Source organism: Clostridium chromiireducens (genome assembly GCF_003575225.1).
GTDB classification, from domain to species: Bacteria; Bacillota; Clostridia; order Clostridiales; family Clostridiaceae; genus Clostridium; species Clostridium chromiireducens.
In genome coordinates this window covers 234449-248409 of sequence record NZ_QXDJ01000004.1, presented here as the reverse complement: position 1 = coordinate 248409, position 13961 = coordinate 234449, and the positions used below count along the sequence as shown (strand labels likewise).

Genomic DNA, 13961 nt, shown 5'->3' with positions numbered 1-13961 from the left:
TATAGTGATTATTTTAAATAGTAAAAATATAGCTAATGAAAATATTAACATAGGAGAATGAGAATTATGAAGATTAAGGGGAAATTGGTTCTGTCATTTATTCTAATCGTAAGCGTTATATCTATGAGTACATTTGCAGTCATTTATACTAACATTAATAAAATTGCTTATTCAAATTATGAGAAGACAGTCACTACAACAAGTAAACTGGGATATATATTTTTAGATACTAAATATTTAGGAAAATGGAAAGTTTCCGATGGAAAGCTTTATAAAGGTGATATGAAAATTAGTGATAATAATCAAATAGTAGATTCAATAAAAAATGAAAGTAGTACCGATATTATCAGTGTATTTTTAGGTGATACAAGAGTTGCTACAAATGCTGTGGATGAAAGTGGAAATAGAGCTATAGGAACAAAAGCACCTGATGAGGTTGTAGAGTTAGTATTAAAACAAGGAAAAACATATATTGGGAAAACGAATGTTTTAGGAAAAGAAACACTATGTCAGTATACTCCTATTAAAGATAGTTTTGATAAGGTAATAGGAATGTGGGCAGTAGGAATAGATTATAGTAATATTTCAAAATACATATTTAATATAATTTCTGTCATAGCCATAATTATGTTAATACTTACGATTATTGGGATTATTATATTTAGTAAGATTGGATCTATAATTGTTAAATCAATTCAGAAATTTAACGACCATTTACTAGTGATTTCAGGTGGAGATTTCACAAGTGACATAGATGAAAGACTTTTAAAGGCAAAAGATGAGACTGGTAGCATGTTTAAGAACTTAAAAATTATGCAAGAGAATATAAAATCCATACTTAAAAATGTAGAAGAACAGGTATGTTCTACATCTAATACTAGTAAGGAGCTGTCAGAGACAGTTAATGAATTGAAAGTGGTTGTTGAAGAAGTAAATATTGCGACAGAACAAATCGTTGCAGGATTAGAGGAAACAGCTGCTTCAACAGAAGAAATAAGTTCAACAACTAATGAAATGGAAAGTTCTGTTGAAAAAATTACTGATACAACACAAAAAGCATCAACACATTCAGAAGAAATTAAGAAGAGAGCAGATAACTTTAAAAATGATTCTGTAAATTTAAAAAATGAAACTGTTAGTCTATGTAGTGATAACAGCAATAAATTAAAAAAGGCCATAGCCGAGTCAGCTAAAGTAAATGAAATAAGCAATTTACTTGATGCCATATCTAACATAACCAGTCAAACCAACCTTCTTTCTTTAAATGCAGCCATTGAAGCCAGCAGAGCAGGAGAAGCAGGTAAAGGATTTGCAGTTGTAGCAGCAGAAATTAAAAAATTAGCAGAGGAATCGGATGTTACAACAGAAAGGATAAAAGATATAATTGCTCACGTAATTCAATCTGTAGATTACTTAGTAAATACATCTAGTGATATACTAAAATTCATAGATGTAACAGTAATAGAAAATTATAAACAATTTTATGAAATGAGTAATTTTTATAGCAGTGATGCAAATTATTATAGTTCAGTATCAAGAGAAATTGAAGATGCAGCAAACCAATTGTTATTAGCAACTAAAGATATTGCATCAGCTATAAATAATGTTGGCGTTGCTTCAAATAATGGTGCTAATGACGCAATAAGTATTGCAAATAAAATTAGCATATTATCAGACAAATCACAACATATAGTAAAAAATTCTATTCAATGTGAAGAAGTTTCACTTGAGCTAGATAAATCCATTAATAGATTAAAAATCTAAATCTCTTAGTATGAAGTTATCAAGGCTTAAGTCCAAAACATAACTAATAATAAGGAGCATGTTTTATTGCGTTTCCTTCGAAACGCTTCAAAAAACGTACTCCTTATTTCGATTTATTGGGAAATAAGACTAATTTTCATGTGTTTAATATTCTACAAATTCTTTTTGAGCAGGTATGACTACTCTTATAGTAGTTCCTTTATTTAATTCACTAGTGATTGTAACTCCATATTCATCTCCATATATGAGCTTGATTCTATCGTTGACATTTTGAATACCAATACTTGTAAAGTGTTCATATTTTTCTTCAGACTTTCTTAATATATTTTTTACTTCTTCATTAGTCATTCCGACTCCATTATCTATAATCTCACAAATTAAGTTTTGATTTTGTTCATTTACAAAAACGTGTATAGATCCATTTGTTTTATCGGTAAATCCATGGAAAAATGCATTTTCAATAAAAGGTTGTAGAATTAATTTTGGAATAATATATTCTTCGCAATTTGGAATTATGAAAAAGTGCACATTAATATTATCTCCATAGCGTGTGTGATTAATTAAAACATAATTTTTTAAATTTTCAAGTTCTTCATTAATTGTTATCATTTCATTTTTATTACTTATAGTATTACGAAGTAGAGAGATAAAAGCATCAATAGTTTGAGTGGATTTTTCTATACTGCCCTGCCACATAAGCCACTTAATTGAGGCCAGAGTATTGTATATGAAATGCGGGTTAATCTGCATTTGCAAAGCATGTATTTCAGCTTTCCTCTTTTCTTTTTGCATTTTTATTTGTTCACGAACATACGTGTTTAAACCATCTAACATATAGTTAAATGCAGCTGATAATTCACGGGCTTCATAGCTTCCGATAATAGGAAGATGATTATTAAAATCACCATAAATTATTTTAGGCATAGTTTTAGCAAGAGCTGAAATTGGTTTTGTCGTTCTCCTTATTATAAAGAATGTAATAAGAAGAAATACTAGTGCAATTGTTATACTCGCTACAATGATTTCGGTAGAGTCATATATTTCATTTAAAACTATATTTTTATCAATTGTACCTACAATATTAAAATTATACGTAGGCAAATGTTTTGATAATATTGCTACATCAGAGGAATTTAATTTTGTATTAACATATTTAAGATTATTATTTAAAATAACATTTGATATATTATATAAATCTGTATTCTTTGTTCCTACCTTAGTAGTGTTATTAGAGGATACAATTGTACCATCACTGGACATAATAGTAATATTATTACCATTACCTACAAAATAATCATAGTATTTATGCAAAGTATTTTCATTAATAAGAACGTAAACAAGTCCATACGGCTCTTTTGTAAGTTTATCACATAAAACTTTTATAGTTACAATTGTGCTAGAATGTTGTGTTAGTTTTGTAAAACCATGGTCTAAGTATTGATATAAAACAGTATTTTTATTAGCTAGTGCATTTTTAGTAAAATCACTATTTAAGATTTCATCTGAAACTGGGAGAATATGATCGTAATCACTTGCTACATAGGTACTGCCGTTAAATCCTATAGCTAGCACTGTGATATCATAAAAATCTTTTTCAGGAATCATTTTTTTTAAGCCCGTTTGCATATTATATAAAGTTTTGAATTCCTGCTGAGGATTTAGTTCCTTTTCTGATAAATACCTTTGAAAATCTGGAATATAATCAATTGCATTCATAATATTTATTATATTATCATTTAAAGTGTTTAAGTTGTTTGTGATTTGTGTCAACACCTTGTAGTTTGATTTACTGAATGTATCAACAAGAGTATCTTTAGAGATTTTGATAGTTATAATACCTATAGAAATAGAAACTAAAATAACACTTACAAGAACGACTGATGCAACTCTGAAGAACAAACTAGTAGAGTGAATAGACTTTGAATATTTGAACATTATATATTATCCTTTCTTAGTCAAACAGTTTAATCCCGCTTTTTCTAAAATTACTTGGAGTAAGTCCTGTGAACTTCTTGAACACCTTACAAAAGTAACTATGATCAGAATACCCAACCATATTGCTAATATCAGATATTGGGATATCCTGTTTTAAGAATTCACAAGCTTTTTGTATTCTAATTTTATTGAGAAATTCATTAAATCCTTCTTCATTATGAGAACTAAAGTAAGCTGACAAATATGAATAGTTAAAGTTAAACAATTTTGACACATCAGCTAAAGTAAGCTGTTCATCATAGTGGTCATGAATATATTGAACAATTTTATTAATCATATGTGAATTTATTTTATTTTCATGTGTATTTATTATTTCATCAAGATGCTCCAGCAGAGATTTGTAAGTTAACATTAAATCTTCAGCATATTTAATACCATCTATTTTATGGAAGCAATCCTGTTTTAAAGAGGCTAGTGCATTCATATCAAAATTCAAATATTCTAAGGATGCAATTATATTGTAGAAAGAATTCTGAATTAATGTTTTTAGTTCAAATTCAGTAAGTGCTTCACTACTTATTGCATTCTGAATATATTGTGTAAGCATATCAAAAGCATTTTGATATTGAGTTAATGAAACTGCTTCAGAAAAACGTTTAAAATTAAAGCTATCTATTAAAGGAGGAGATTTATGATCCTTAGAACATAATAGAAAGTTATTCTTATTATAAAAATATTGCTGTGTTAATAAGGAAAAATCTTTTTCATATATGTTTTTTATATTGTCAATTGAATCAAAAGTATTGCTTAAGACAAAAAAAGCCTCATTAAAACTATTAGAAACAACTTCCGAGATATTTTTTAACTTGTTCAGTATCGCACCATAACTTTTGTTATCAAAATTTATAACTAATACCATGATTTCGTTTTCAATATTTGCTATTTGAATACTATAGCTTTTATTTATTTCATCCAAAGGAAATTCATTACATATTTCAGAATTAGTAAGATTAATTATTTCTTGGCGCTTGTCAAAATTATTATATATCTTTTTAGCATTTAAACCAAAGAGACAAAAGTTTTCATAAGCAAATAAACTGTTTAGATAATCAAAGTCAATATTGGCATCAAAGCCAAGGATAAGTCTAGTTAATGTACTGTTTGTGTTTGTTGAGTTATTTTTAGTTGATGTATTATTTTTTAATTTGCTTGAAATCTTTTTTAGCGTTTTTAATATCTCAGCCGGATTTAAGGTTGGCTTTAAAATATAATCAACAGCACCGTTTTGAAATGATGACTTTACATATTCAAAATCACTGTAGCCGCTTAAAATGATAATTTTTATTTGAGGATATTTAGCTTGTATAATCTCAGTTAATTCAATTCCATTTATTTGGGGCATTACGACATCGGAGATAATAATATCTGGTGTATTTTTTTTAATAATTTCAAGTGCTTCTTGACCATTAGAAGCCTGGCCTATAATTTGAAAGCCTTCTTTTTCCCAATCAATCATATGGGTTATACCTTGTCGCATGATAAATTCATCATCAACAACTAAGATTTTAATATATTCGTTCAAAAATAAGCACCCCTATTCTAGCATTATATTTAATAATCATTATCCAACATTGATTATATCTTATAAATTAAAGGTTTTCAATCTTTAACTAAAAAACCTTAGTAAAGTTTAGTAAAATAACATTGATTTTTTAGTAAAATAAGAATAGAATATAAATAGGATTTTACTTTGAAACATAAGTTAAATTTCTAAATAGGACAGATTTAGATACTTGTGTAAAAGGTTACATGGCGTAATGTTCTATGACACGCCACATAATTTTTATCTCATAATTTTCAAACAAGGTATTGACTAAGAACTTTTTTATTAAAATATGCATTTAGCCAAAACGACTAGATTAGAACTAAATAAAATTAATCATATATAATAATGGAAGTGAGGGAATATGATGAATAATATTAAACCATCATTGGATTGGTTAGAAGATCCAGAAATATTCAGAGTAAATAGAATAGATGCTCATTCAGATCATTGGTTCTATGAAAAAATGGAGGACATTAAATCAGAGGATAGCATGCCTCTTAAGCAAAATTTAAATGGAAAATGGAGATTTTCATATAGTGAAAATCCATCATTAAGAATTAAGGATTTTTATAAAGAAGATTTTGACGTAAATGGCTTTGATTATATTGAAGTCCCAGGACATATTCAACTTCAAGGATATGATAAATGCCAATATATTAATACAATGTATCCTTGGGAAGGACATGATGAGTTAAGACCTCCTAATATTTCAAAAACATATAATCCAGTTGGAAGCTATGTGACATTTTTTGAAGTAAAAGAGGAACTTAAGAATAAGCAGACTTTTATTTCTTTTCAGGGTGTAGAAACAGCATTTTATGTATGGGTTAATGGAGAATTTGTAGGGTTTAGTGAAGACACATTTACACCATCAGAATTTGATATTACTGATTATTTAAGAGCAGGAGAAAATAAACTTGCAGTTGAAGTTTATAAAAGAAGCAGCGCAAGCTGGATAGAAGACCAAGATTTTTGGAGGTTTTCAGGAATATTTAGAGATGTATACTTATATGCAGTCCCTAAAACTCATGTAAAAGATATATTTATAAAAACTGATTTATACGATGACTTTAAAAGTGCAAAATTAAATGCTGAGCTTAAAATGATTGGTAATGCTGAAACTACTATTGAAACATACGTAGAAGATAAAGAAGGAAATAAAATAGCTATATATGAAAAAGTTCCGTTCTCTAATGAGTTGACTTTATCTTTAGATGTGCAGAATATAAGTTTATGGAGCGCTGAAGAGCCTAACTTATACACACTTTATATTTTAGTAAAGAAAAAAGATGATACTCTCGTTGAGATTGTGACTCAGAGAATAGGTTTTAGACATTTTGAAATGAAAGATAAAATCATGTGTCTAAATGGAAAGAGAATTGTATTTAAGGGCGTAAATCGTCATGAATTTAGTGCAAGACGCGGACGTTCAATTACAAAAGAGGATATGTTGTGGGACATTAAATTCTTAAAACAACATAATATTAATGCTGTAAGAACATCTCATTATCCAAATCAAAGTTTATGGTACAGGCTGTGCGATGAATATGGTATTTACTTAATAGATGAAGCAAATTTAGAAAGTCATGGTTCATGGCAAAAGATGGGCCAATGTGAGCCGTCTTGGAATGTGCCTGGAAGTCTTCCGCAGTGGCAGGCAGCAATTTTAGATCGTGCATCTTCAATGGTAGAGCGTGATAAAAATCATCCATCTGTGCTTATTTGGTCATGTGGGAATGAATCTTATGCAGGTGAAGATATCTATCAAATGTCAGAATACTTTAGAAAGAAGGATCCATCTCGTTTAGTTCATTATGAAGGTGTAACATGGAACAGAGAATACGAAAAAACAAGCGATATGGAAAGTAGAATGTATGCAAAAGCAGCTGACATTGAAGAATATTTAAATAATGATCCAAAGAAGCCTTTTATTAATTGTGAATATATGCATTCGATGGGTAACTCTACTGGTGGATTGATGAAATATACAGAGCTTGAAGATAAATATTCAATGTATCAAGGCGGATTTATCTGGGACTACGGCGATCAAGCATTATATAGAAAACTTCCAAACGGAAAAGAGGTTTTAGCTTATGGCGGAGATTTTACAGACCGTCCAACAGATTATAATTTCTCTGGAAATGGATTAATTTATGCAGATAGGACTATATCACCTAAAGCCCAAGAAGTTAAGTACTTATATCAAAATGTAAAATTGAATCCAGATTCAAAGGGTGTAACTATTAAGAATCAAAATCTTTTTGTTAATATAGATAAATTTGATTTATATTATGTAGTTGAAAAAGAAGGTAAATTACTTCAAGAAGGCAGAATTAATGTGTCTGTAGCAGCTGGAGAGGAAAAATATATAGAACTTCCAGTTGGAGATTATAGTTGTTCTGAGGAAGTTGTTCTTACTGTTTCATTAAGATTAACAAAAGCTACACTTTGGGCAGATAAAGGACATGAGGTTGCATCTGGACAAAAAGTTATTAAAGAGAGAGAAGAGAGTAATAAACAATCTATACAAGATTCTATTATTAAAGTTATTCATGGTGATGTTAACATTGGGGTTCATGGGAAAGACTTCAAATTTATATTCTCTAAACAAGAAGGTGGAATTGTAGCCTTAAGATATAATAACAAAGAGTTTATAACAAGAGTACCAAAAACTTTCTATTGGAGAGCAACTACAGATAATGATAGAGGAAACAAACATGAATTTAGATGCAGCCAGTGGCTAGCTGCTACAATAGGACAGAAGTATATAGATTTCTCAATTGATGAATTTGATAATAATATCACATTATATTATACCTATCAATTGCCAACAGTTCCATCTACTTATGTTAAGACTGCTTATGAAGTAAAAGGAGATGGAACAATTAGGGTAAATGTCAAGTATAAAGGAGTTAATGGGTTGCCAGAGCTTCCTGTATTAGGGATGAACTTTAAATTACTAGCTGAATTTAATTCATTTAGTTGGTATGGAATGGGAGCAGAAGAAAATTATATTGATAGATGTGATGGAGCAAAGCTTGGAATATATGAAAGCACACCAATAGGAAATTTATCAAGATATTTAGTTCCACAAGAATGTGGTAATAGAACAGGAACTAGATGGGTAATAGTTAAAAATGAAAAGAACGAAGGCCTTAAATTTACTTATGACAAAGTTCCATTTGAATTCAGTGTATTACCATATAGCAATATGGAATTAGAAAATGCACTTCATATAGAAGAATTACCACCTGTTAATTTTACTCACGTAAATATAATAGGAAAGCAAATGGGTGTTGGTGGAGACGACAGCTGGGGTGCTCCAGTATTGCCTGAGTTCTGTATCGATTCTAGTAAAGATTTAGAGTATAGTTTCTCGATTAAAAATATATAAAATAAAGTATACACATATAACTTCTTAGACATTTATTCATTTTACAAATAAATGTCAAGATAATTAGCTTATTTAATATATATTGCAAAAATAATTCTTCATTTTAAATTTGAGAAATTTTGTAATAATTTCAACCGTAATTGTTAATTGCAATATAAATAGAATAAAATACCCTGTATTCTGAAGAATATTAAAATATGTATTCTTCAGAATATTTTCATATAAAAGTGCCACAGCAGAATAAGGTTCTTTATAAGAAGCATGTATATTATCTGGTCAGTAAAGGAAATAGAAAATTTTCTATAAAAATATTAGAAAACCTGAGTAAGAATCATTTTTAAAGATGAAACAAGAGGTTAAAACATGGAATAGAAATTAGGGAGGTTAATATGACAATTAGAGAAAAAATGAAAAACGGTATGCTGTATGTTGATATAGGAGAAGGACTTGATGAGGAACGTGAAAAGTGCAAAGAATTATTATATGATTACAATCATACACGACCAAGCGATAAAATTAAAAGGAAAGAACTTTTAAAAGAGTTGTTGGGACATATGGAGGAGGATATCTGGATAGAACCTCCAGTTCATATGGCCTATGGTAAAAATGTACACATCGGTAATCATTTTTATGCTAATTTTAATCTTGTGATTGTAGACGATATTTATGTATATATAGGTGAACATGTTATGATAGGACCGAATGTAACAATAACTCCTACAGGGCATCCAGTAGATCCTGATCTTCGCAAGCCAGGGACTCAATTTTCAATTCCAGTGAGAATTGGTAACAATGTATGGATAGGATCTAATGCAGTTATTTTACCTGGTGTTACAATTGGGGATAATTCAGTTATAGGTGCCGGAAGTGTTGTTACTCATGACATTCCTGAAAATGTAGTTGCTGTAGGAAATCCTTGTCGTATATTAAGAGAAATAAATGAACATGATAAAAAATTTTACTTCAAAAATAAACGCGTTGAATAATATAAATGAATTTTCTACTTTATTTATGGAGAAATAAAATATACAATGTTAATTGGACTTAGGTGCATATTTAAAGCAAAAATTAGAGATATTATTGCACCAGATGGGGGTAGAAAATGCAGAACTTATTTCTTTTTATTTCAACAGTACTAGCTTATTTTATAAAAGCTATAACTGGATTTGGAAACACACTTGTCATGGGATCACTGTTTTCGTTTATGGTGCCAAATAGGTTAACCACACCTATTGATTTGATTTTTAGTATACCAACAAATATTTATATAGTTTGGAGAGAGAGAAAAAATGTTTCTCTTAAGGTTGTCGTTCCATTATCACTTATGTTATTGGCTGGTATAATCCCAGGTACCCTTTTATTAAAGGTAGGAAATGACAGACTACTGAAATCAATATTAGGGATTGTAGTAGTGGGGATGGCATTAGAAATGTTGACAAGAAAGCAAGTGCAAGATACTAATAAGAAAACTAATCCCGTTTTTCTTACTGCGATAGGAATAACTTCAGGGATTTTAGCAGGGCTTTATGGTATTGGTGCACTTTTAGTTGCATATATTAGCAGGTATTCAGATAACAAAGGACAATTTCGAGGAAATATTTGCTGTATTTTCTTAGTGGATAATGTGTTTAGATTCTTTCTATACTTGTTTACCGGCATATTAAATAAAGAAATATTTATTACAACGCTAATCCTTTCACCAGCAGTAATTATAGGAATGATTGTTGGAGTTAAGGTTGATTCAGGGATGAAAGAAGATACAGTGAAAAAAGTAGTAATTGCATTACTTATAATAAGCGGAACAATCCTATTTGTGAAAAGTTTATTGAATTATTAAAAAATCATGTTATTGAAAGCTGTGAATTTAAAGTGTTAAATTTACAGCTTTTTTGTATTTATAGAATAAAAATTCAACTAAATAAATCCTATGTTTATATTGATTTACGGGTTATTGAATATTTTAAGGTGAAATTTAGTTTTTATATGGGAAAAGATAATTCAGAATATAAGGCAGAAGGACCTATATAAAGAAATTCAAAAACCATTAAAATGGTTAAAAGCATTATATGAATAGTATTAGTTGACTACAGTTAAAAATTGTACTATATTAAAAATAAATGGAAAACTTTGAAGGATTATCAATATAAGTTCGAAAATATTGATAATTTAATATTGGGGGGGCTATATTAATGAAAGAAATCAATATGAAATATGGACAAGGTACAATGAAAGCTTATTTTGAAGAAAAAAATCTTCTTGAAATAATTGAAAGTAATGTTTTTAGACAGGATAAAACGGAAGATGAAATTATTTCAGAAGCACTATATAATCCTATTGGTAGTGAGAGACTCAAGGATATAGTGAATGAAGGTGAAACAGTTTGTATAGTAATTTCAGACATTACAAGAAGCTGGCAAAAGCCTCATAAATTTTTATATAAAATTGTAGAGGAACTGAATGAAGGCGGAGTTAGGGATGAAGAGATTATATTCCTATGTGCTCAGGGGACTCACAGAAAACAAACAGGGGAAGAACATAAAATACTTCTAGGGGAAGAACTGTCAAAAAGGTTTGAAGTTCATGATCATGATAGTTTTGATGAAGATAGTATGGTATATCTAGGGGATACAACCTATGGAACTCCAGTTATAATAAACAAAAAGGCTGTTGAATGTGATCATGTAGTTATTACAGGAGCTATTATTTATCACTTCCTTGTTGGTTGGTCTGGAGGGAAAAAGTCCATACTTCCAGGTATTGCTTCATTCAAAACAATATCTTTAAATCATTCTCTTTCTCTAAAGGAAGGTCTTGGAAGTGGCACAAGAGAGAGTGTATGCTCAGGAAATATTGTGGAAAATCCTATACATGACGATATGATGCAGGCTGCTGCTATGGTAAAACCCACTTTCATGTTTAATGTAATAATGGGACCAGATGGTAATATAGCTGGTGCAGTTTCAGGAGATTATATAACAGCTCATGAAGCGGGAAGAAAGTTAGTAGACAGTATTGATGGTGTTAATATAGAGAAGAAATCAGATATAGTTATTGCAAGTGCAGGAGGATCACCCAAGGATATAAATCTTTATCAATCCATAAAAACTTTAATAAATGCAAAAGAGGCAGTAGTTGATGGGGGGACTATCATAGTACTTGCTGAGTGTAGTGAAGGTATTGGAGAGATTAAAGATATTAATGACATGATACTAAATTTTGATAATATGCTGGACAGAGAAAAAGATCTTAGAGAAAATTATACTATATCGAAATATGTTGGGTATTTCTTTTGTGAGACAGGAGAAAAATATAAGTTGATTTTAGTTTCAGAAATTGATCCTGATTTGCTTAAAAACACAAAAATCATTGTGACTAAAACATTGGAGGAGGCACTTGAAATTGCCTATAAAAATCAGAATAAGAATCTTACAATTAATCTTATGCCTCATGGGGCAACTACGCTTCCAAAGTTAGCTTTAAAATAAAAAATAGGATACCACATGGTGGTATCCTATTTTAATATAACCTTAATAAAAAGATTAATAAGGTTTATTTATATTTAGTTGGCTGGATAAATTAAATTTTCTTCTTTTATGTTTAATAAAACATCGCTTAGGAACTTGTTTGCCAAATATTTAGCCATTGGTAGATTCATATCCAAATAGTTACCACAATCTTTAGCTGAAGCACCAGGAATATCTCCTTCAAACTCAGCCATAAACTTATATAGTTCTGTAAGAAGTGGAACTATATCCTTAGATTTGTAATCACCGTGTAAGATTAAATAAAAGCCTGTCCTACATCCCATTGGTCCAAAGTAAACAGTTTTATCTGCATAATCTTTATGGTTTCTTAAGAATGTAGCAGCTAAATGCTCAATTGCATGCATTTCTGCAGTATTCATAGTTGGCTCATAATTAGGTCTAGTCATTCTTATATCAAAAGTTGTAAGAACTGTGTCACCAAACTTATCTTGTCTTGATACGTATACACCAGGAAGTAATTCAAGGTGGTTAATTGTAAAACTTGCTATTTTCTCCATTAATATCACTCCTATATTATAAGTAATCAATAATAAACTATATAAATATATTTATTGAAACTTTATTTAGATTTACTTATTAAATTTTAGCATTTGTAAATTCTATTAGCAATACATTGTTTAACTATTAGGTAAAAAGAGAAGAGTATTAGAACTCATCTGTAAATTATTCAATGACTCATAAACATTTAAAAATCATATTGTCAAGTTTATCTACTCAATTGTTACAATAGCATTGGTAAAAAATAAGAACTAACCTCTTTTTTCATTACAGCTGAAACAACTCTATGGATAGGCAGTTTTTTGATTTCACGTACTACTATTAAAGGATTATTTATATTATTCACGACCATTTTAGGTAAGATTGTTATACCTAAATGCTGTTCGACATATTTGATAACGGATTCTGTTTCTTCAAGTTCTAATATAATATTAGGGATAAGATTCATAAGATTACAATGTTCTCTAATCTTTGCTCGTATTGGACATGGATCCTTATATAAAATTAACTTTTCTTTAATTACCGTGAAAAAATCAATTTCATCAATATTCGCTAAATGATTTGTTTTACTCATAACTACGAAAAAAGGTTCAACTATTAATGGAATAGTAACAAAGTTGGGTTTTTCTATGACATCAGATACAAAAACTATATTGAATAAATTATCATCTAAACTAGCTATTAGTTTACTATTTGTATCCATGGATTCAATAAATACTTCATGATTCATACTCCTGAATTTATCAATATATCTAGGTAAAAAATATGTTATTAAATTTGGAAGGGCACCAATTCTAATCGTATCACCATTGCTAAATCCTTCAATTTTATCTATAGTTTCATTAATCATAGAAATAATCATATTAGAACGTTCATAGAAGTATCTCCCTGAAGATGTTAATTTTATACCACTAGGAGTTCTCACTAACAGGGAACAGTTCATAGATTTTTCTAAAATTGCTAATTGTTTTGTAAGAGCTGGCTGTGAAATAAATAAGTGCTGTGCGGCTTTGTTGAGACTGCCGTGTTTAACTATTTCTATGAAATATTTCATTTGATCTACACTAATCATTTTTGCCTCCTATTATAACTTAAAGTTATATAGATATATTGTATAGATATTATTAAAATTTATATTTATAAAATATAATAAGACTATGTTGTACAACGTTTAAACTAATTTTAGCATAAAATATATAATTTTAAAACAATAATTATT

The 13961-nt window shown here is 29.3% G+C and carries 9 protein-coding genes; 5 read left to right on the top strand and 4 right to left on the bottom strand.

The genetic code is table 11. From position 1 onward, the window contains the following. Window positions 1–66 precede the first annotated feature (66 nt). Window positions 67–1764 (top strand): methyl-accepting chemotaxis protein, encoded by a 1698-nt coding sequence (locus D2A34_RS16965; RefSeq protein WP_119367373.1) that lies wholly within the window; start codon window positions 67–69, stop codon window positions 1762–1764. Window positions 1765–1908: 144 nt separating this feature from the next. Here D2A34_RS16965 and D2A34_RS16960 read toward each other — a convergent pair whose 3' ends face one another. Then, the gene (locus D2A34_RS16960; protein ID WP_119367372.1) at window positions 1909–3699 is read right to left on the bottom strand and encodes a cache domain-containing sensor histidine kinase; all 1791 of its coding nucleotides are present in this window, start codon (window positions 3697–3699) and stop codon (window positions 1909–1911) included. 16 nt (window positions 3700–3715) lie between these two features. Further along, the gene (locus D2A34_RS16955; RefSeq protein WP_119367371.1) at window positions 3716–5281 is read right to left on the bottom strand and encodes a response regulator transcription factor; all 1566 of its coding nucleotides are present in this window, start codon (window positions 5279–5281) and stop codon (window positions 3716–3718) included. Between the two features lie 388 nt (window positions 5282–5669). Between D2A34_RS16955 and lacZ the strand changes: the two genes are divergently transcribed. The 4 genes from lacZ (at window position 5670) to D2A34_RS16935 (ending at window position 12184) form a co-directional block, all read left to right on the top strand. Then, entirely contained in the window at window positions 5670–8699 is a 3030-nt protein-coding gene (gene lacZ / locus D2A34_RS16950; RefSeq protein ID WP_119367370.1) for a beta-galactosidase, LacZ type, read from the top strand. 389 nt (window positions 8700–9088) lie between these two features. Continuing rightward, complete coding sequence (locus D2A34_RS16945) at window positions 9089–9685, top strand: maltose acetyltransferase domain-containing protein (protein ID WP_119367369.1); 597 nt, start codon at window positions 9089–9091, stop codon at window positions 9683–9685. 116 nt (window positions 9686–9801) lie between these two features. Beyond that, window positions 9802–10536 carry a sulfite exporter TauE/SafE family protein gene (locus D2A34_RS16940; protein WP_119367368.1) on the top strand — a complete coding sequence of 245 codons (735 nt, stop codon included), beginning with the start codon at window positions 9802–9804 and terminating at the stop codon, window positions 10534–10536. 352 nt (window positions 10537–10888) lie between these two features. Next, the gene (locus D2A34_RS16935) at window positions 10889–12184 is read left to right on the top strand and encodes a lactate racemase domain-containing protein (protein ID WP_079440218.1); all 1296 of its coding nucleotides are present in this window, start codon (window positions 10889–10891) and stop codon (window positions 12182–12184) included. 74 nt (window positions 12185–12258) lie between these two features. On the opposite strand, the gene D2A34_RS16930 is transcribed toward D2A34_RS16935, so the two are convergent. Next, window positions 12259–12741: an S-ribosylhomocysteine lyase gene (locus D2A34_RS16930; RefSeq protein ID WP_079440217.1), complete on the bottom strand. Its 483-nt coding sequence runs from the start codon at window positions 12739–12741 to the stop codon at window positions 12259–12261. 224 nt (window positions 12742–12965) lie between these two features. Beyond that, window positions 12966–13814, bottom strand: coding sequence for a LysR family transcriptional regulator (locus D2A34_RS16925; protein ID WP_079441224.1), 849 nt, complete (start codon window positions 13812–13814; stop codon window positions 12966–12968). Window positions 13815–13961: the final 147 nt, after the last annotated feature.